Source organism: Bradyrhizobium sp. TM102 (assembly GCF_009176685.1).
In the GTDB taxonomy this organism is placed as follows: domain Bacteria; phylum Pseudomonadota; class Alphaproteobacteria; order Rhizobiales; family Xanthobacteraceae; genus Bradyrhizobium; species Bradyrhizobium ottawaense.
This window is the reverse complement of record NZ_AP021855.1, coordinates 5,954,335-5,972,820: the sequence shown is the minus strand read 5'-3', so window position 1 is coordinate 5,972,820 and position 18,486 is coordinate 5,954,335. Positions and strand designations below refer to the sequence as shown.

At 64.0% G+C, this 18,486-nt stretch carries 17 protein-coding genes; 7 read left to right on the top strand and 10 right to left on the bottom strand.

Translation table 11 applies throughout. The features are described from left to right. Window positions 1-234: 234 nt before the first annotated feature. Both GDN70_RS28305 and GDN70_RS28300 read left to right on the top strand, forming a co-directional pair. The gene (locus GDN70_RS28305) at window positions 235-501 is read left to right on the top strand and encodes a hypothetical protein (RefSeq protein ID WP_028143063.1); all 267 of its coding nucleotides are present in this window, start codon (window positions 235-237) and stop codon (window positions 499-501) included. A gap of 206 nt (window positions 502-707) precedes the next feature. Next, window positions 708-1,439 carry a cytochrome c biogenesis CcdA family protein gene (locus GDN70_RS28300; protein WP_038947000.1) on the top strand — a complete coding sequence of 244 codons (732 nt, stop codon included), beginning with the start codon at window positions 708-710 and terminating at the stop codon, window positions 1,437-1,439. A gap of 58 nt (window positions 1,440-1,497) precedes the next feature. Here GDN70_RS28300 and GDN70_RS28295 read toward each other — a convergent pair whose 3' ends face one another. The 7 genes from GDN70_RS28295 to GDN70_RS28265 all read right to left on the bottom strand — a co-directional run bounded on the left by GDN70_RS28295 (window position 1,498) and on the right by GDN70_RS28265 (window position 7,858). Further along, window positions 1,498-2,553: an ABC transporter substrate-binding protein gene (locus GDN70_RS28295; RefSeq protein WP_028143061.1), complete on the bottom strand. Its 1,056-nt coding sequence runs from the start codon at window positions 2,551-2,553 to the stop codon at window positions 1,498-1,500. Window positions 2,554-2,557: 4 nt separating this feature from the next. Then, window positions 2,558-2,890 carry a hypothetical protein gene (locus tag GDN70_RS28290; RefSeq protein ID WP_028143060.1) on the bottom strand — a complete coding sequence of 111 codons (333 nt, stop codon included), beginning with the start codon at window positions 2,888-2,890 and terminating at the stop codon, window positions 2,558-2,560. After that, window positions 2,887-3,645 (bottom strand): ABC transporter ATP-binding protein, encoded by a 759-nt coding sequence (locus tag GDN70_RS28285; RefSeq protein WP_028143059.1) that lies wholly within the window; start codon window positions 3,643-3,645, stop codon window positions 2,887-2,889. The genes GDN70_RS28290 and GDN70_RS28285 overlap by 4 nt, the downstream gene beginning before the upstream one ends. Continuing rightward, window positions 3,642-4,448, bottom strand: a complete 807-nt coding sequence (locus GDN70_RS28280) for an ABC transporter permease (RefSeq protein WP_028143058.1) — start codon at window positions 4,446-4,448, stop codon at window positions 3,642-3,644. Before GDN70_RS28280 ends, GDN70_RS28285 begins: the two co-directional genes overlap by 4 nt. Further along, on the bottom strand, window positions 4,445-5,266 hold the full coding sequence (locus GDN70_RS28275) for an ABC transporter permease (protein WP_038947001.1): 822 nt from the start codon (window positions 5,264-5,266) through the stop codon (window positions 4,445-4,447). Before GDN70_RS28275 ends, GDN70_RS28280 begins: the two co-directional genes overlap by 4 nt. Before the next feature lie 151 nt (window positions 5,267-5,417). After that, window positions 5,418-6,233: a FadR/GntR family transcriptional regulator gene (locus GDN70_RS28270; RefSeq protein ID WP_095426386.1), complete on the bottom strand. Its 816-nt coding sequence runs from the start codon at window positions 6,231-6,233 to the stop codon at window positions 5,418-5,420. A gap of 167 nt (window positions 6,234-6,400) precedes the next feature. Continuing rightward, on the bottom strand, window positions 6,401-7,858 hold the full coding sequence (locus GDN70_RS28265) for a sensor histidine kinase (RefSeq protein ID WP_152103751.1): 1,458 nt from the start codon (window positions 7,856-7,858) through the stop codon (window positions 6,401-6,403). A gap of 187 nt (window positions 7,859-8,045) precedes the next feature. Between GDN70_RS28265 and GDN70_RS28260 the strand changes: the two genes are divergently transcribed. From GDN70_RS28260 to GDN70_RS28245, 4 genes are all read left to right on the top strand, one after another. Then, a complete protein-coding gene (locus GDN70_RS28260; RefSeq protein WP_038971847.1) occupies window positions 8,046-8,261 on the top strand; it encodes a hypothetical protein in 216 nt (71 codons plus the stop codon). A 394-nt stretch (window positions 8,262-8,655) separates the two neighbouring features. Then, window positions 8,656-9,654 (top strand): TRAP transporter substrate-binding protein, encoded by a 999-nt coding sequence (locus GDN70_RS28255; protein ID WP_018322778.1) that lies wholly within the window; start codon window positions 8,656-8,658, stop codon window positions 9,652-9,654. Window positions 9,655-9,738: 84 nt separating this feature from the next. Next, a complete protein-coding gene (locus GDN70_RS28250) occupies window positions 9,739-10,254 on the top strand; it encodes a TRAP transporter small permease (RefSeq protein ID WP_028143054.1) in 516 nt (171 codons plus the stop codon). Further along, window positions 10,251-11,570 (top strand): TRAP transporter large permease, encoded by a 1,320-nt coding sequence (locus tag GDN70_RS28245; protein WP_152103316.1) that lies wholly within the window; start codon window positions 10,251-10,253, stop codon window positions 11,568-11,570. The genes GDN70_RS28250 and GDN70_RS28245 overlap by 4 nt, the downstream gene beginning before the upstream one ends. Window positions 11,571-11,622: 52 nt before the next feature. On the opposite strand, the gene GDN70_RS28240 is transcribed toward GDN70_RS28245, so the two are convergent. Continuing rightward, complete coding sequence (locus tag GDN70_RS28240; RefSeq protein ID WP_152103315.1) at window positions 11,623-12,897, bottom strand: serine hydrolase; 1,275 nt, start codon at window positions 12,895-12,897, stop codon at window positions 11,623-11,625. Window positions 12,898-13,055: 158 nt separating this feature from the next. On the opposite strand from GDN70_RS28240, the gene GDN70_RS28235 reads away from it, so the two are divergent. After that, window positions 13,056-13,973 (top strand): dioxygenase, encoded by a 918-nt coding sequence (locus tag GDN70_RS28235; RefSeq protein WP_028143051.1) that lies wholly within the window; start codon window positions 13,056-13,058, stop codon window positions 13,971-13,973. Between the two features lie 1,254 nt (window positions 13,974-15,227). On the opposite strand, the gene GDN70_RS28230 is transcribed toward GDN70_RS28235, so the two are convergent. Both GDN70_RS28230 and GDN70_RS28225 read right to left on the bottom strand, forming a co-directional pair. Beyond that, the gene (locus tag GDN70_RS28230; RefSeq protein ID WP_173015967.1) at window positions 15,228-16,964 is read right to left on the bottom strand and encodes a bifunctional protein-serine/threonine kinase/phosphatase; all 1,737 of its coding nucleotides are present in this window, start codon (window positions 16,962-16,964) and stop codon (window positions 15,228-15,230) included. Between the two features lie 60 nt (window positions 16,965-17,024). Continuing rightward, window positions 17,025-17,864, bottom strand: a complete 840-nt coding sequence (locus GDN70_RS28225; RefSeq protein ID WP_028144315.1) for a formate/nitrite transporter family protein — start codon at window positions 17,862-17,864, stop codon at window positions 17,025-17,027. Window positions 17,865-18,486 lie beyond the last annotated feature (622 nt).

Sequence of the window (18,486 nt, the reverse complement as noted above, 5' to 3'; positions counted from 1 at the left end):
GCCATCTCTCTCAATGGATCAATCACAGGGCGCGGGGCGTTTGCTCTCGGACCGTTTCGACCATGGCCAACGGAGCAGCGCGGCGATGTTAGCCGGAACCGCAGTTCCGCGGCAGAAACCCACTGAAATCAGGTTCAGAGGCGCTGTGGCCTCGTGCTATCCTCCGTATTCCATGGGGGCCGAAGGGGTCGTCACCAACACGTCTCGCAGGCCGAATTAACGGAAAGAACGCCGGTGTCGCATTCAGACGAACAGTTGCAGTCGGTGCTGGAAACGCTCGAGGGGTGCCGCAGGGTTCTCAACGCGTGCGACAGCCGTGAGTCGGCCGAGCTGCTGTCCATTGTCATCCTCGACGTCAGGATGAAACTCAAAGGAATTGACAGTGCCGATCTCAAGGCACTGTGCGACGAAATGCTGCGGAGCGCTGCGAGCGAGCCGCCGTCCCCTTCCAAGCAGACGCAGGACCAGCCCCGGCGTCCGCTGCTCCGCGTGGTGAAGTAGCCGCGCCGCCGAATCTCGCTTTTTGGCGAGGTTTGTGCGCGTCCCGATGCCGCACCTGTGATCGCAGGCGGCATCGGGAGGAGCCCTGGTTTGATGCGCCTCTGTTGCGCATTCTCCGGCATCGGTTACACCAGAGCCGGTTCGGCTCCGGGCCGCGCGCATTCCCGGCGCGCCGCACCGGGGCCTGAGATGGCTCAGACGGCATCATGCAAAATGTTTCGATCCCGGCGGCGCTGATTGCAGGCCTCGTCAGCTTCCTTTCGCCTTGCGTCCTGCCCCTGGTCCCGCCCTATCTGATCTATCTTACGGGCGCCACGATCGAGCATGTCGAGAGCGACGAGCCGGGCTCGGCCTCCAAGCGCGCGATCATGATGTCGGCGCTCCTGTTCGTGCTCGGCTTCTCCACGGTGTTCGTCGCGCTCGGCGCCAGCGCCTCGCTGGTCGGTGGGCTGATCCGCGCCTGGTCGGCGGAGTTGTCGATCCTCGCCGGCATCGTCATCATCATCATGGGCCTGCACTTTCTCGGATTGACGCGCATCGGCCTGTTGATGCGCGAGGGACGGCTGCCGATCCCCAAACCGGTCGGCCTCTGGGGCGCCTACATCATGGGGCTCGCCTTCGCCTTCGGCTGGACGCCCTGTATCGGCCCGATCCTCGCCGCGATCCTTTCGATCGCGGCCGCTGAGGCTACGGTGACGAAGGGCGCGGGGCTGCTCGCGGTCTATTCGGCCGGTCTCGGCATTCCCTTCCTGATCGCCGCGCTGATGATCGAGCAGTTCTCGGCACTGTTCGCGCGGATGAAGGGACATCTCGTCAATGTCGAGCGCGCCATGGGCGTCCTGATGGTGATCACCGGCATCGGCTTTCTCACCGGCGCGGTCTCGAATGTGAGCATCTGGCTGCTGGAGACGTTCCCGGCGCTGCAGACCATCGGGTAGGGCTTGATCCGGAAAATGCCGGCGCGCTGATCGCGCCGGCGTCCCCGTGTGCAGTTGCTCAGGGTTTGAACACGTAGCCCGGCGAGATCGCCGCCGTCTCCGGGATCGGCGGCAGGTCGGTGAACAGTTCGGGACGATCCTTCATGACCTTGAGAATGTGCTTCGGCTCGATATGCGCATTGACGTCAAAGGTCGATTTGAGGATGCCGAGGCGGGAGAGCCGATCCTCGGCGCTCCACAGCGCACGGTAATTGTTCGCCGACAGCCGACGGTCCGCCTGCTGGATGTTAAACTGCATCGCAGCCTCGGCGACGTCCTGCTTGAGGCCGGGAATCCAGCGTGTGGCGACTTGCGCCGCCTGCTTCGGATTCTTGCGCATCCATTGATCGGCCTCGGAGACGGCAGCGAGGAATTTCTCGATGGTCTCGCCGTTGGCCTGCACCCAGGGACGAAGCGCGACGTTGAAGCCGATATAGGAGATCACGTCGCCGCCTCTGATGATCTCGACCGCGCCGGGCACATCCTTGCCTGCAACGATCGGCCAGGGATCCCAGCCCGAGAACGCGTCGATACCCTTGGCGAGCAGGGCGACGGTCATGTCCGGCGGCGGCGTGTTGACCAGCGTCACGTCATCGGGCTTCAGCCCGGCCTTCTCCAGCGTCGCCAGGATGTAGAGATGATTGATCGTGCCGAAGGAGGCCGCGATCTTCTTGCCCTTGAGCGTCGACAGGTCACCCTTGACGATGCCTGAACCTTCACGCGCGATGATCGCCATGGTGGCATCGGAGCCGGCCTTGGTGGCGTTGCCGCTGTAATTGCCGAGTGCGACAAGATCCATGCCGCGCAGCACGGCGCCGATCATGGGCACGCCGACCTGCACGATCTCGCTCTCGCCGGCTTGCAGTGCGTTCAGCGCGTCGACGCCGGTCGCGTAGGGGCGTGCGATCGTGACATCGAGCCCGTACTTCTCGAAGAAGCCGCGCTCGAGTGCGATCGGCAGGCCGATCTGGTCGATGCCGGTGACCATGCCGGCCTTCAGTTTCGTCGGGGTCTGGGCGCTCGCCGGCACCATGCCGGCCAAGAGCGCGATTCCGAGCAGCAAGAGTCGTTTCATATTCTCAGCCTCCCTCTTTTATCGGCCCCACCGCCGTCACCCAATAGGGGCGGGCGACGGCGTTGAGGTCCGTTCGTTTGACGCCGCGTAGCTCGATCGAATGCTCATCCGTTCCCGAGACGCGTCCATATTGCTGGAATGCGAGCACGTGGAAGCGCTCCGGCGTGAACGGCAGCTCGATCTGCACGTTCACTTTTTCCGATGTGCCCGTGAGCTCCGGCGAGATCTTTCCCGGCGCGGCAACCGTCAACCAGAGTTGAAACAGCGCCCATGCGGCAATGGCGCCGAGCACGATGCGGCCCTTGGGCGAGCGCAGGACGTCGGAGGCGATGCTCATGCCGCGCGCACCATCTGGAGCACCCGCGCCGAGAGCTGCTTGAAGTGGTCGTCCTTGACGAGGTCGTCCCAGACGCGAGGCCGCGGCAGGTCCACCGCGATCTCGTCGAGCACGCGTCCCTTCGACAGCACGACCACGCGGTTGGCGAGAAACACCGCTTCGGGCACGTCATGGGTGATGAAGATCACCGTCGGCTTGCGCTCCTGCCAGATCCGGGTCAGCTCCTCCTGGAGCGTCATGCGCGTCTGCGCGTCGACGCTGGCGAACGGCTCGTCCATCAGCAGGACGTCGGGATTGTTGGCGAGTGCGCGCACCACGCCGACGCGCTGCTGCATGCCGCCGGAGAGCTCGTTTGGATAGCGGTGCGCCGCGTGCGACAGCCCCGCGAGCGCGAGATATTCGCGCGCGATGCGGTCGCGCTCGGCCTTCGGCACGCCGCGCATCTTCGGGCCGAAGCCGACATTGTCGAGCACCGTCTTCCAGGGAAACAGCGCGAACGATTGGAACACGACGCCACGCTCGGGGCCGGGTCCGTGCACCGGCTTTCCGTCGAGCAGGATGTCCCCCTTCGAATAGGGGATGAAGCCGGCGATCATGTTGAGGATTGTCGTCTTGCCGCAGCCGGACGGGCCGACCACGGAGATGAACTCGCCGGGCTCGACGTCCAGCGAGACGTCGTGAACGGCGGTGACATGCGCGCCTGCGTAAGGATCGAAATAGGTCTTGCCGAGATTGCGCAGCGAAAGCGTCTTCATGATGTCACCAATCCCCAGCGTTGGCCGGTCACGCGCTCGAGCGGCGCGAGGACCCAGGCGTCCACGATGTACCAGAGCAATCCGAGAATGATCATGCCGAGCAGAATCTCCACGGTAGAGCCGGCGCGGCGGGCATCGAACATCATGAAGCCGATGCCCGATGTGCCGACGATCATCTCGACCGCGATCAGCGCGCGCCAGCCATAACCGAGGCCGTTGCGCAGGCCCGTGATGATGTTGGGCAGCGCTCCCGGCAGCGTCACCTCCCAGAGCACCCGCGCGCGCGAGGCACCGAGGCTGAGGGCGGCGCGCGCGAGGTCGCGCGGCACGGATTCAACCCCGAGCACGGTGTTGAGCACGACCGGGAACAGCACGGTGTAGACGATGACGAAAGTCATCGTCGTCAGTCCGAAGCCGAACCAGATCAAGAGGATCGGCAGCCAGGCAATGTCGCCGATGGCCTGGAAGAACAGCAGCACCGGCCAGCAGATCCGGTGTGCCCAGCGGCTCGTGCCGATCAGGATGCCCAAGGGAATGCCGAGCGCCATGCCGACGGCGGCGCCGGTTGCGAGCCGGATCAGGCTGTCCTGAAGATAGTCGGGCAGGATCCCCTTGTAGGTGAGCGTGAAGAACGCGCGCAGCACATCGGCGGGGCCGGGGAAGAACGCTCGCGGAAACACCCCGGCCTCGCTGACCGCCGTCCACAACGCCAGCACCGGGATGAACGGAATGATGGCGGCGACCCCGGGCCAGCGCCGGGTCAGGCGGGTATAGTCGCCCCAGATTTGCAGCAGCAGGTTCATGCGCGCCTCACCAAGCCCCAGCGTTCGATGGTCGCGCGTTCCAGCGGGACCAGCAGCAGACGGTCGATCAATAGCCAGAGCACGCCGATCACGATCATGCCGAACACGATCACTTCGGTGCGGTAGAAATCGCGTGCGACGAACAGCATGTAGCCGAGCCCGACATTGGTCGCGATCATCTCGGCGGCGATCAGCCCGCGCCAGGCAAAGCCCAGGCCGGTGCGGATGCCAGTGACGATGTTGGGCAGCGCGCCCGGCAGCAATACTTCGGTCAGCAGCGCCCAGCGGCCGGCGCCGAGCGAGGCGGCAGCATTGCGCAGCGTGTGCGGAATGGTCCTGACGCCGAGCAGGGTGTTGTAGGCGACGACGAAGAACACGGCGTTGAAGATCACGAAGACGATCGCGCCGAAGCCGTAGCCGAACCATAAAGTCGCGATCGGGATCCAGGCGATGCCGGCGAGCACCGAGAAGAAGCGGAACAGCGGCGTGAGAAAGGCCGCCACCGTCGGGCTCACGCCCATGGCGATACCGAGCGGCACGGCGGTGGCGATGCCGATCAGCGTGCCGAGGCCGACGCGCAAAAGGCTGGCGCCGACATGGGCGAACAGCGTGCCGTCGCGGATCGACTCCATGGCGGCCGCGCCGACCGCACCGACCGATGGAAACACGCGCGGATTGACGTTGAACAGCGGGACGACGATCGCCCAGATCGCCACCAGCGCAAGCAGCGGCGCGACGAACATCGCAGCGCCCGCCAGCGAATTGACGCTGCGGATCAATCGCGACGATCGACCTTTCAGACTGCCCGTCACCTGCATTTGACCTCCCTGACGCTCAGCTATGCCTGTGCCGGCATTTCACGCTGATCATTCCTGACATCGTCACCGTGTCTCGCGCGATCGCGGCCGCCCGTCGGTTGCCACGACCGCGATCCCGGGCGGAGCGTGGATGTGGGGCGAGCCCTTCCTGTCACGGTCCACGACGTTTCCTCCTGCTCTTGACGCTCGACGTCCTGGCCGCGCGCACGGCTGACCCGTTGCGAGTTGCCGCGGCGATGACCGTCTTCCGGTTCGAGAGCTTCAATCGGGTATAGCCGAGCAGGCGTTCCATCGCGGCGCGCGCCTTCTCGGGGTTGGCGCTCTCGATAGCCCGCGCTGCCCCCACGTGGTTCGGCAAATTATCCTTGAACCAGCCCCCGGGGCTTCCGACGGCGACGGTGAAGACGGTGCTCAGGATGGTGTCGATCGCGCTGCGAAAGCCCTGCAACACCGGGTTATGGGTCGCATCCAGGATGGCAAGATGAAAGGCCTTGTCGGCTGCGAGGGCGCTGGCCTGGTCCTTTGCGGTCTGCATCGCGGCCAAGGCCGTATCGATCCGCCAGCGATCGTTCCTCGTCGCGCGTTCGGCCGCAAGCGCTGCGGCTGCAGGCTCGATGATCGAGCGCACCTCCTGGATTGCCAGCAGGAGGTCGCGATCCGGTTCGTCCTGGCCGACGAGCCAGCTCAGCACGTCGCGATCGAGCAGGCTCCATTCGTGGCGCGGCAGCACTTGCGTGCCGTGTCGCGGTCGCACGCTGACGAGGCCCTTCGCGGCGAGCGTCTTGATCGCCTCGCGCACCACGCCGCGCCCGACGCCGAAACGGGCTTCGAGTTCCGGCTCCGGCGGCAGGGTCGTGCCGACGGGGATGAGATCCTGGGCGATCTCGCGGCCGAGCGTCGTCAGCACGGCGCGGATGCGGCCGGGCTTGATCGGTTTGTCGGCTGGGCTCGGCCGCGCTCTTGCCACCGGTTTGTTTCTCCCCGCCGGCCTGTCGCGGCCGGTTCATTTGTATTGGCCGCCCGCCGGCAGCTTCACAATCATCCGATGTTTAACATCGGATGATTGCGTGGGGCGAGCGCAATTGTCGCAGGAAGGCTGTATTGCGCTGCGATATGGCGCCAGGCCTGGAGCGGCTACCGCGCCTCGTCCAGCGTACAGACCACCGTGCAGACCACGCCGCGCGGCAGGAAGTCGACGGTGGCCTCGCCGCCGAGCTGGTCGCGTGCGCTGCGCTCGATCAGGCGCGAGCCGAAGCCGCGCTGTACCGGCGCGGTCACCGGCGGTCCGCCGATCTCGGTCCAGATCAGGCGCAGCCGCGATTTCGGAGCATCGGCGATGATCTCCCAGTCCAGCGTCACCCGGCCGGTCTCGTTGGACAGCGCGCCATATTTCGCGGCGTTGGTGGCGATCTCGTGCACGATCATCGACAGCACCACGGCGAGCCGCGGCGACAGCGGCACCGCGGGTCCGGCCATGCGGATGCGGTCAGGACTGTTCATCAGGAACGGCTGAAGCGCACGGGCGATCACCTCCCGCAGCTCGGAGCCCGCCCATTTCTCCTGGCTCAGCAGATTATGCGCTTCGGCCAGTGCGCCGAGCCGTCCCTCGAATTTCGTCCGCTCGTCCCGGCTGGCGCTGCGGAAGGTCTGCACCGCGATCGCCTGCATCAAGGCCAGCGTGTTCTTGACGCGATGGTTGAGCTCGTCGATCAGGAGATTGTGCAGCATCTCGCCGCGCGCGATCGTGGTTGCCATCCTGACCGCGAAGGTCAGGCCGGTCAGCAGCAGGATGCCGCCGATCAGGCTGGTGATCGCGATGTTGCGCCAGAGCGGCGCGATCAGGGAGCTTTCGTCGACGCCGGCGGCGATCGTCCAGCCCGTCAGCCGCGATCGTGTGTAGGCCGCGGCCAGAGCGATGCCGTCGAGCGACACCGTCGGGAGCGATGCCTCGCTGCGGCGGAACATCTCGGCATAGAGCGAGGGCGAGGCGCGTTTGCCGAAGGTCTCGCTGGGGTTCGGCGCGCGTGCAAACACGATGCCCTTGGTGTCGAGCAGAGTCACCGTCCAGAGCCGGTCGGGCCGCTGCTTCTCCACCAGTTCCTGAAAGATGCTGATCGGTGGGCTGAAGCAGAGGTCGTAGATCACCTCGCCGTCGCGGAACACCGGAACCTCGACGGTGAGCACCTGCCGCCCGTTGATCGCGCCGGTGAACAGGTCGGAATATTGCGGCGACCTGGTCGCAAAGACTTTTTCGACGATCTCGAGATGGCCGCGTGGCGGCAGGCTTGCGGTGTCTTCCGTTGCGGAGGAAAACAGCAGCCGGCCCTTGCGATCGGAGATCAGCACCAGCCCGCCCTTGCCATATTGGTCGAGAAAGCCGAGCGCGATGCGGCGGAAGTTCTGGAAGTCGTCGTTACGAAGCGAATTCGTCAGTGCAAGCACTTGCAAGCCGCCGGTCATCCGCTGCACCTCGGAGTCGAGCACGAGGCGCATGCTGCGCACGTTCTCCAGCACTCGGCGGGTCGCGTCGCTTCGATCCTGCTTGTAATTGTAGAACACAATGCCAACCGCAAAGACGATCAGCGGCAACATCGTTCCCGTCACCAGAAGAGCGAGCCGGACCGGCAGGGTGAGCTTTGACAAACGCGGGCGTCCCGGTTCCGGCGCAGCGGCGCCGGAGTATGATTTTGGGCAGACCATACGTGCGGGACTTGCGCGGCGCCATGTTTTTCGCAGATGGCGAGCGGTTCGGAAACGAGATGTTGCAGCGCAGTTCGGGATGTCCGCGCCTGCAGCGTTGATGCTTACTGCATTGTCCCTGCCCGCGTTCGCAGCCGACGAGTTCTACGTCGTGCAGGACGTCAAGACGAAGAAGTGCACCGTCGTCGACAAGAAGCCGACGGACACGACGATGACCGTCGTCAGCCCGTCGGGCACGATCTACAAATCGCGGACCGGCGGCATGAAGACCGTGAAGGTCTGCACGTCAAACTGAGGAGCAAACTGAGGAGGATGACAAATGCCGGTATTGATCTTGTGGGCCGTGCCGGCCGTGCTGGCGATCGGCGGCGGCATCTATCTGATCGGGCATATGCACTAGGCCAGCAGTAACGGGCGAGCGGGTCCGTGCGTGCAGCGCACAGGTCCGCTCGTGGTCCGCCTCCTACGAGAGTGCGACTGCGCCCATACGGACTGGCCGCGCCGGCAGGAGCGCGAGTTGCAGTGCAGCAGGTGCGCCGGGCGTAACCCTGCGACGAAGAGTACCTCCAGCGCACGCGAAATGACTTCCGTCCGGCCGACGTTTTTCATACGCTTCCATTTCGCAAGCCGCATACCGGCTGCGCTCACGGCCCGGCTACAGGGCCGGAGCATCAAAGGGAGGGGAGACGATGAAGCGAAGGTCATTTCTCGCTGGTATCGGTGCGACCACTGCGGCGGCCACGATTGGGATGCCGTCGATCCTCAGGGCGCAAGCGCCGATCTCGCTGAACGGCGCGGTCCAGTTCAACGACGACCACGCCTTCAACCGGGCACTGCTCCGGTTCGAGGAGCTGGTGAAGAAGTACTACGGCAAGCCTGTCAACTTCACCCTGCACAGGAACTCCTCGCTCGGCCTCGAGAAGCAGTATTTCGAGTACATGTCACAGGGCAAGGCGGTCGATTACGGCATTGTCTCGCCGGCTCACATGTCGACCTTCGCCAAGGCCGCTCCCTTCATCGACGCGCCCTTCGTGTTCAAGGGCATCGAGCACATGAACAAGGTCGTCGAAGCCAATATCCTGGCGCCGATCGCCGACGAGGTCGCGGCGAAGGCCGAGGTCGTCCTGATCGGCTATTCCGGCGGCGGCATCCGCAACATCTTCGCCAACAAGCCACTCAAGAATCTCGCCGATCTCAAGGGACTCAAGGTTCGCGTGCAGGGCGCGCCGATCTGGTCGAAGACCTTTGCGGCGGTCGGCATGAGCCCGACGGTGATCGCCTATAACGAGATCTACAACGCGATCCAGAACGGTGTGATATCGGCCGGCGAAAACGAGGCGGCCGGCGTCGAGGCGATGAAGTTCTACGAAGTCGCTCCGCATCTCAACCTGACCCAGCACGCCGTGTCGATCCGGCCGATCTGCTTCTCGGTGAAGACGCTGAAGACCCTGCCGAAGGAGCTGCAGGACGCGATCATGAAGGCCGGCAAGGAGGCCGGCGACTACGGCCGTCAGCTCGAGTCGAGCGAAGAGGTCGTCAAGCTCGACACGCTCGAGAAGGCCGGCAAGCTCAAGCGCGTTCCCTTCGAGGAGCGGGACGCCATGAAGAAGCTTGCCGACCCCGTGATGGCCACCTACGCCAAGGAAATCGGTGCGGAGGGCATTTTCGAGAAGATCAACGTCGTCTGAGGTCTTTGCGTCCGCCGACAGCACGTCCGGGCAAGCCCCGCTTCTTGCCCGGAGCTGGCGGATGAGCTGCTGCACGGAGCCCCAATGTCTGAAATGCCCGTCCCGTCCACACCGTCGCTGTGGCGCCGCGTATCGGCGGCCTATGCGAAGCTGCTGGAATTCCTGCTGGCCACCTGCGTCGGCGTCCTGGTTGTTCCGGTCACGCTGCAAATCATCTCACGCTACACGCCCTTCATTCCGTCCTACATCTGGACGGAGGAGATGGCGCGCTTCCTGTTCGTCTGGACGATCATGATCGGCGCCATGGTCGGCGTGCGCGAAGCGCAGCATTTCGAGGTCGATGTGTGGCCTGACCTGTCGCGGCGGTCGGAGGCCGCGGTGCGAATCCTCGCGCGGCTCGGCATACTGGCGCTGGCGCTGGTGTTCGTATCGGCCGGCCTCGAGTTCACCCGCTTTGCCTGGAACAGGACTTCAGAGCTGGCCGATCTGCCGCTTTGGCTGATTCACGTCGCCTGGCCTGTGACCGGCGTGACGTGGATCGTCTTTGCGGGTGAACAGATCATCGATGAAATGCGCATTCTGGTTGGGGCAGGGCGATGAGCGGCAATATACTCTCCGCCGGACAGGCCGCGATGGTGCTGTTCGGGGTTTTCATCGGCCTGCTCATCGTGCGCGTGCCGGTCGCATTCGCGCTCGGCCTTGCCTGCGTGCCGATTCTGCTGATCGAGCCTCATCTCTCGATGATGATGCTCGCGCAGGAAACCTTCAACGCCTACAATTCATTCATCCTGCTCGCGGTGCCGTTCTTCCTGCTGACGGCCAACCTGATGAGCATCGGCGGCATCACCGATCGCCTGGTGGCGCTGTCGCGCTCGATGGTCGGGCACTGGCCCGGATCGCTGGCGCAGATCAATGTCGTGCTGTCGGTATTCTTTGCCGGCATCTCGGGCTCCTCCACCGCTGATGCAGCGAGCCAGTCAAAGATCTTCATCGATGCACAGACCAAGGAGGGCTACGATCTCTCGTTCTCGATTGCCATCACCGCGGTGTCGGCGGTCCTGGCGGTCATCATCCCGCCGTCGATCCTCATGATCGTGTGGGGCGGGCTGATCTCGACCTCGATTGCGGCGATGTATCTGGCCGGCATCGTGCCGGGTTTGCTGATCGCGGGCGCGCAGATGGCGACGGTGCACGTCTATGCAGTGCGCCGCGGCTACCCGACCTATCCGAAGGCAAGCTGGGTCGAGATGCGATGCGCCATCTGGAAGTCAATTCCGGCGCTGATGACGCCCTTCATCATCGTTGGGGGCATTCTGCTCGGCTGGTTCACCGCAACCGAGTCCGCCTGCGTCGCGGTGCTATATTCCGTCGCGCTGTCGGCGTTCTTCTATCGGGAGACAGGCGTACGGGAATTGTACAAGGCCCTGCTCGACACCGGGCGCCTTGCCGGCGTGGCGCTGTTCTGCGTCGGCACCGCAAGTGCGTTCGGCTGGCTGCTCGCCTACTACAAGATCCCTCAGGAGCTGCTGGCCAACGTCTCGACATGGGGCATGGGCACTGTCTCAGCCGGCTTCTTCATCGCCTTCTGCTTTCTGGTGGTGGGCTGCTTCCTCGACGCCATCCCGGCGATCGTCATCGTCGGCACCGTGCTGGAACCACTGGCCAGGTCCGTCGATCTCCATCCGGTCCAGTTCGCGATCATTTCCATCGTGTCGCTGGCGTTCGGACTGGTGACGCCGCCCTACGGCCTGTGTCTGATGATCGCCTGTTCGATCGCCGGCGTGCGGCTGCGCTATGCTCTGAAGGACACGGTGATCATGCTGATCCCGATGCTGCTCGTGCTCGCGGCCGTCATCGTCTGGCCAAGCGTGTCGCTGTTCCTGCCGCGCCTGATCGTGCCGGAGATGCTCAAATGAGCGTCTGATGGCGCGATCCCGCGGCGGTGGGCCGCGGGATCGGCTGGATTGGTTACAGATTGCTCTCGGTGATCGCGGCGTAGACCATGCTGCGCAGCTCGCGCCGGATCGGGTAGGCGCTCGACGGCAGCACCTGCGTCATGAAGATCGCGATCAGCTCTTCGGCCGGATCGATCCAGAACGAGGTCGTGGCCGCGCCGCCCCAATTGTATTCGCCGGGGCTGCCGGCGATCAGCGTCTCTGCGGGGCGCATGGTCACCGCGAAGCCGAGACCGAAGCCGATGCCGTTATAGGCGGCCTCGGAGAACAGCGAGCGCGACACTTCGGGCAGGGCGCGGCCGCCCGGAATGTGGTTGCTGGTCATCAGGGCCAGCGTTTTCGGTCCGATCAGCCTGATACCGCCGAGCTCGCCGCCGTTGAGCAGTGCGCGGCAGAAGGTGAGATAGTCTGCGACCGTCGAGCAGAGGCCGCCGCCGCCGGAGATGAAGGAGGGCGGGGTGAGGAACGAGCTCGTTGTCGGATCGTCCTGAAGTGTCAGGCCTTCGCGGCGCTGGCCGGCATGGAAGGTCATGCCGCCACCGGGATCTGCGGAATAGCAGGCCGCGAACCGATGCGCCTTGGAGGCCGGCACGTGGAAGTCGGTGTCGGTCATGCCGAGCGGGTCGAGGATGCGTTGCTTCAGGAATTGCTCGAAGGGGATTCCCGAGATCTTGCCGACGAGATAGCCGAGCACGTCGGTTGCGACCGAGTAGTTCCAGGCCTCGCCCGGCGAGAATTCCAGCGGGATCTTGGCCAGAGCCTCGATCATGGTCTGGAGCGTGCCCGACTTCTCGACCTCGCCGATCTTTTCAGTGCGGTAGGCGGCATCGACATTGGAGCGTTGCTGGAAGCCGTAGGTGAGGCCGGACGTGTGGCGCAGGAGGTCGACGATCAGCATCGGCCGGGACGGCGGCCGGGTCAGAAAGGCCGGCGAGTTGCCGGCGATGAACACGCCGAGATCCTTCCATTCCGGAATGTATTTGGCGACGGGCTCGTCGATCGCGACCAGGCCTTCCTCGACCAGCATCATGAAGGCGACGCTGGTGAGCGGCTTGGTCATGGAATAGATGCGGTAGATGGTGTCGTCCTTGACCGACAGCTTGCGTTCGACGTCGGCAAAGCCTTGAACCGAGCTGTGCGCGACCTTGCCGCGGCGGTAGACGAGAAGATGCGTGCCGGGGAAGCGGCCGGCATCGATGTACCGTTTCCTCAGATGCGCATCGATGCGGTCGAGCGCGGCCTTGGACATGCCGACGGATTCGGGCGAGGCGGGGGTGGGGGCGAGCATCAGTTCCTCCGGGCAGTTTTGTCGGTCCGTTGATAGCCAAATGACGGCCCCATTCCAAGCCGCTCGCGCTTAACGCGAGCGGGCCGACTGGTGTAGGCTGGCCCCTGGAACGCCTCCAAGCCCCCCGGGGCCAATGAGAAAACGCAGGGCAAACCATCATGACCCAGTTCAACGAGACTGATCTCACCCAGGCCGTCGTGAAAAGCTTCGACAGCACGCCCAATCCGCGCGCCAAATTCCTGCTCCAGGAACTGGTGAAGTCGCTGCACGATTACGTGAGCAAGACGGGTCTCACCTTCGAGGAATGGGACTACGCCATCGATTTCCTGACCCGCACCGGGCAGAAATGCACCGACACCCGCCAGGAGTTCATCCTGCTGTCCGACGTGCTCGGTGTCTCCATGCTGGTCGACGCGGTCAACCATCGCGACCGCGACGGCGCCACCCAGACCACGGTGCTCGGCCCGTTCTATGTCGGCGAGCACAAGGTGACCGCGCACGGCACCGACATCTCGCCGAACAATCAAACCGGCGAGCGGATGTTCGTGCAGAGCCGCGTCACCGACCTCCAGGGCAAGCCGCTGGCCAATGTCCCCGTCGACGTCTGGCATGCCGATGACGACGGCTTCTACGATTCCCAGAAGCCGAACTATGACGAGGTCGGCGCTTCGGCGCGGGCGCGCTTCATCACCGATAACGACGGCCGCTTCTTCTTCCGGACCATTTTGCCATGCAGCTATCCGATCCCGACCGACGGCCCGGTCGGCGAGATGATCGTGCAGACCAAGCGTCATCCGATGCGCCCGGCGCATGTGCACTTCCTGGTCAACGCGAGGGGATACGAGCCCCTGATCACGCACGTCTTCATGGACGGCGACAAATATCTGGATTCCGACGTGGTGTTCGGGGTCAAGGATGATCTCGTCGCCAAGGTCGAGCCGCGCAACGATCCCGCGATGCCTGACGGCTCCAAGGCGAACGGTCAGTGGCATCTGATGACCTACGAATTCCACCTCAAGCCCGGCGGCGGCATGGCGCCGACGCCGCTCGGGGTGAAGGCTGTGGAGCGGGCCTGATGGCCCGCCGGAATGCCGGGGCAGTCCGGGCGCGTACGAGTTGGGCCATCCACGCAAGTCGTCAACCTACCAGCGATTAAACCTACACTTGGTCGACTGATCCCGATTCACCAACCCAAGTCTACCTAGGTATGGTCACTTCATACCTGCGCGCGATGGCGCCGACCAAGTGCTTGGTGTTACCGATGCATCCAGAGTGGAAAGCAACGGAACCGGCCCTGTGAGCCGGCAGTTGCGGGACAAGGCCGGCGGCGTAGCGCCCGCCGGCCCTTCTCCCGAACTAGCGGGCGCTTTGCCGCTCAATTGATGCTTATTGCCATGGTTGGTGCAGAGAGTACGCCATGAGAAACATCGCCGATCTCTTGATGCGGTTCTGGCAGGGAAGCCGACCCGCGTCCAATACTCAGATTGCGGCTATGGCTGAAAGCCAAGATCGATCCAGCATGGCTGATTTTGTCAGGATCCTGCAGGCCTACGATCAAGCCCCGTAGGGCCGACTGCGTCAGTCCGTGATACGGATGTCAGAGCAAGTCAAGACGCCGCCTCACCGCTAGACGGGCCCGTCAGCAACGGGCATCTTGAAGTCTCCGAATTCGGCCGGTGCGCGCACAATGCGTTGCGATCACCGGTCAGGGTTTGGGACCCATTCCTCCGCGGTTGCGTCCCAATGATGGGTGTCGTCGAAGTGCTTCCAGAGTGGCCGCCTCGACTTACTTTCACCGGTCTGTCGGTTTGCATTCGGTGCGCGGAGTTGGACGACGAGCGCCCCAGCCTTCATCACCCATTCGCGAGCGTTATATCGGGAGTTCCATCTGATTGCCGCGAGCATTGGATGCCTCCTTCAAAGTAAGAAGCCTTCGCCACTTTAGCCCGAGCCAAGAACCCAAGGATGTAAACCACTTCACAGTTGGTCAACATCTTCGGCATGGGTCACGTTGCCGCGCGATCAAAAGGCACGCGGCGAAACGCAGCATTGTGCTTGCGCGCGAAGGCGCGTCCTTTTGAGAAAGTGTAGTCTATCGCTGATGGGCGGCGCTCGATAGAGGCCAGCGCATGCTTGAGCTTTGGAACAGCTGGTACGACACCTTTGCCTCGGTGGAGGCGCTTGCCACGGTCATCATCATTGTCCTAGTGGCTGCAGGCGCTATTACGCTGGCAGATAGTCGGCGCCGATGAACGCGTCCGACAAAAGATTGATCCAGGGGAGACCTCGATAGAATTTCCGCATGACCGCCAGAAGCTGACGCTTCGGCCCTAGCGGGCGTGCAGCAGCGCCAGCAGCACGACGACAGCGCAGGCGAGTGCCGCGGAGGTCAGCTTCCAGAACATCAGCGGGCTGCGCTCCAATAGCGGCGTGATCCGCGTGTCCAGATAGGCTGGATTGGGCGTGCGAAGCTCGAAGACGAATTCGGACAGGTCCTCGTGCCGCTTGTAGGGATCGGGATGCAGCGCGCGGCGGAGCGCGCCGTCGATCCAGGCCGGCACATTGCGGTCGTCGTCTGCGGAGCGATATTTGAGCCTCCGCACGTCCGCCTTGCGCCGGATCCTGGCAATCTGGGCGCCGTAGGGAAGCTTTCCGGTCAGCATCTGGTAGCAGATCACCGCAAGCGAAAACATGTCGGAGCGCGGTGAGCCGCCTTGCCCGAGAAAATACTCCGGCGCCGTATACTGGACCGTGCCCAGGATTTCGTCGGCCTCGTCCCGTGGCGCAGCCTCCGCGACGCCCGCAACCCTGACCGATCCGAAGTCGATGATCTTCGCGGTGCCGGTCTTGTCGATCAGGATGTTTTCGGGCCTGAGATCCTGATGCAGCATCTCCATGCGGTGGAAGGCGCGCAGGCCCGCGGCGATCTGCTCAACGATGCCACGCACGGTTTCGAGATCGGGGCGCGGATTGTCGGTCATCCACTGCTTCAGGGTCTGCCCCTCGACGAATTCGGTCGCGACATAGAGATAATTGCGGCGCCGCGACTGCGACAGCGGCTTCAGCACGTGAGGGCTGTCGATCCGGCGCGCGATCCACTCCTCCATCAGGAAGCGCTTGAGATAGGCGGCGTTGTCGCGCAAATCGACCGACGGCAGCTTGAGCGCGACCGGCTCCTCGGTCTCGGCATCGACGGCGAGATAGATGTGGCTGCGGCTGCTGCCGTGGATCTCGCGGACGATGCGATAGCCGTCGAACATCGCGCGCGGCTCAGGCAGCGGAGGCAGCGGCAATTGTGACGTCTGATTGAAGATGCCGGCCGGCTCGCGCTGCGGCACCGCGTCGATGCGGATAATCTGGACGGTGATGTTGTCGTCGCTGCCGCGCCGGTAGGCTTCCTCGACGATCGCCCTCGCCGCACCGTCGAGCTCGCCTGCGTGCTCGTTCAGCGCGCTCGTGATGAAGCGCGCGTCGACGAATTCGTAAGCGCCGTCGGTCGCCAGCAGGAACGTGTCGCCGGCCTCGACCTCGAACGCCAGGTAGTCGATCTCGAGCTGCGGATTGATGCCGAGCGCGCGGCCGAGATAGGTCTGCTCCGATGACACGATGATGCGGTGATCGTCGGTCAGCTGCTCGAGCGCCTTGCCGGCGACGCGGTAGATGCGGCAGTCGCCGACATGGAAGATGTGCGCGCTGGTCGCCTTGATGACCATGGCGCTGAGGGTGCAGACATAGCCCTTGTCGCGGTCATAGGCATATTGGCTCTTGCGCGTCTGCGCATGCAGCCAGGAATTGGTGGCGTCCAGCACGCGGCGGGCGGAGGTCTTCACCGTCCAGGATTCCGACGTGCAGTAATAGTCCATCAGGAAGCTCTTGACCGCCGACTCGCTGGCGATCTGGCTCACGCTGCTAGAGGAGATGCCGTCGGCGAGGACCGCCGAGATGCCCTTCAGGCCGAGCAGCGGCTCCTCTGGAATGAGGACGCCGTGAAAGTCCTGGTTGACGGGCTTGCGGCCCTTGTCGGAGTGCTGGCCGACCGAAATCAGGAGTCCGCGGGTCATCGTCATCACCAGGAGAGGGGAGCCTCACCCTGCTCGGGCGAGGCTCCCCTGTCGAGACGTATTCGATCAGGCGGCGACGCGGGGCTTTGCAGCCTTGTCGACCTGGCGCTTCGGCAGGGTCATGACGTGCGTGGCGTAGAGGGTCATGCCGGTGAAGGCGAGGCCGCCGACGAGGTTGCCGAGCACGGTCGGGATCTCGTTCCAGATCAGATAGTCGAGGATCGAGAACTTCGCGCCGAGCAGCAGGCCGGACGGGAACAGGAACATGTTCACGACGGAATGCTCGAACACCATGTAGAAGAACACCAGGATCGGCATCCACATCGCGATGACCTTGCCGGGGACCGAGGTCGAGATCATGGCGCCGACGACGCCGGTCGAGACCATCCAGTTGCAGAGCATGCCGCGCAGGAACAGCGTCGCCATGCCGGCCGCACCGTGCGCGGCGTAGCCGAGCGTCCGGCTTTCGCCGATGATTCCGATGGCGGTCCCGACCTTGTCCGGCGGCTGCGTGAAGCCGAAGGTGGTGACGAAGGCCATCATGAAGGCGACCGTGAACGCGCCGGCGAAATTACCGATGAACACGAGGCCCCAGTTGCGCAGCACGCCGCCGATCGTGACGCCAGGACGCTTGTCGATCAGGGCAAGCGGCGAGAGCACGAACACGCCGGTCAGGAGGTCGAAGCCGAGGAGGTACAGCATGACGAAGCCGACCGGAAACAAGAGCGCGCCGACCAGCGGCTGACCCGTGTTGACGTTGATCGTGACGGCGAACCATGCGGCGAGCGTGAGGATGGCGCCGGCCATGTAGGCGCGGATGATGGTATCCCGGGTGGACATGAAGATCTTGGACTCGCCCGCATCCACCATCTTGGTGACGAATTCCGAAGGCGCGAGATACGACATCAATGGTTCCTTTTGCTTCGTAAGAGAGGTCGACGCGCACCTGGCGAGAGCGCGGCTGAACATCTTTGGCCGTGCGGGCTGGCTTGCCGCGCACGAGCGGTATGGAGAGTTGGAAGCCGTGAGAATCGCGTCACGAGGACTGAGCCGGTGAGGGCCGCGAAGCAGTGAGCTTCCGGGATGCAGCCGCCAGAGGCTGCAACAATGCGGCGAGCCGCAGTCTTCGTTGACGGCCCAGGAGAAGCAAGTCGCGTGCCGTTCGGGCCAACGAGAAAGATCAAGCAATCTCAATACGATGTGTTGCTGCTTGGTTGGCTGCCGACGTGCCCCGAGCCTTTTGCCTGGGCTGCTGCACAAGTTTTGTGCGACGCACAAGGATTGAGCAGGCCGCAAATTTCGCGTGCGGAGCGGGGGGTGCGGCAGTCTGGCGCGGTCACCGTAACCCCTTCATTGTCCGCCATTTTTGGCGATGAAGGGCTTGGCATGAAGCTTGAATAGTTCCGTGCCGACGCCATTGAAGCCGTCCCGCGAGACTTCTCATCCGACTTGCCGACGCCACCAGACGGGGGTCTCCCCCGTCGTGCGTTCGCATGCGCCAAAGACGGCGCCGCCGGACGGACGGGCT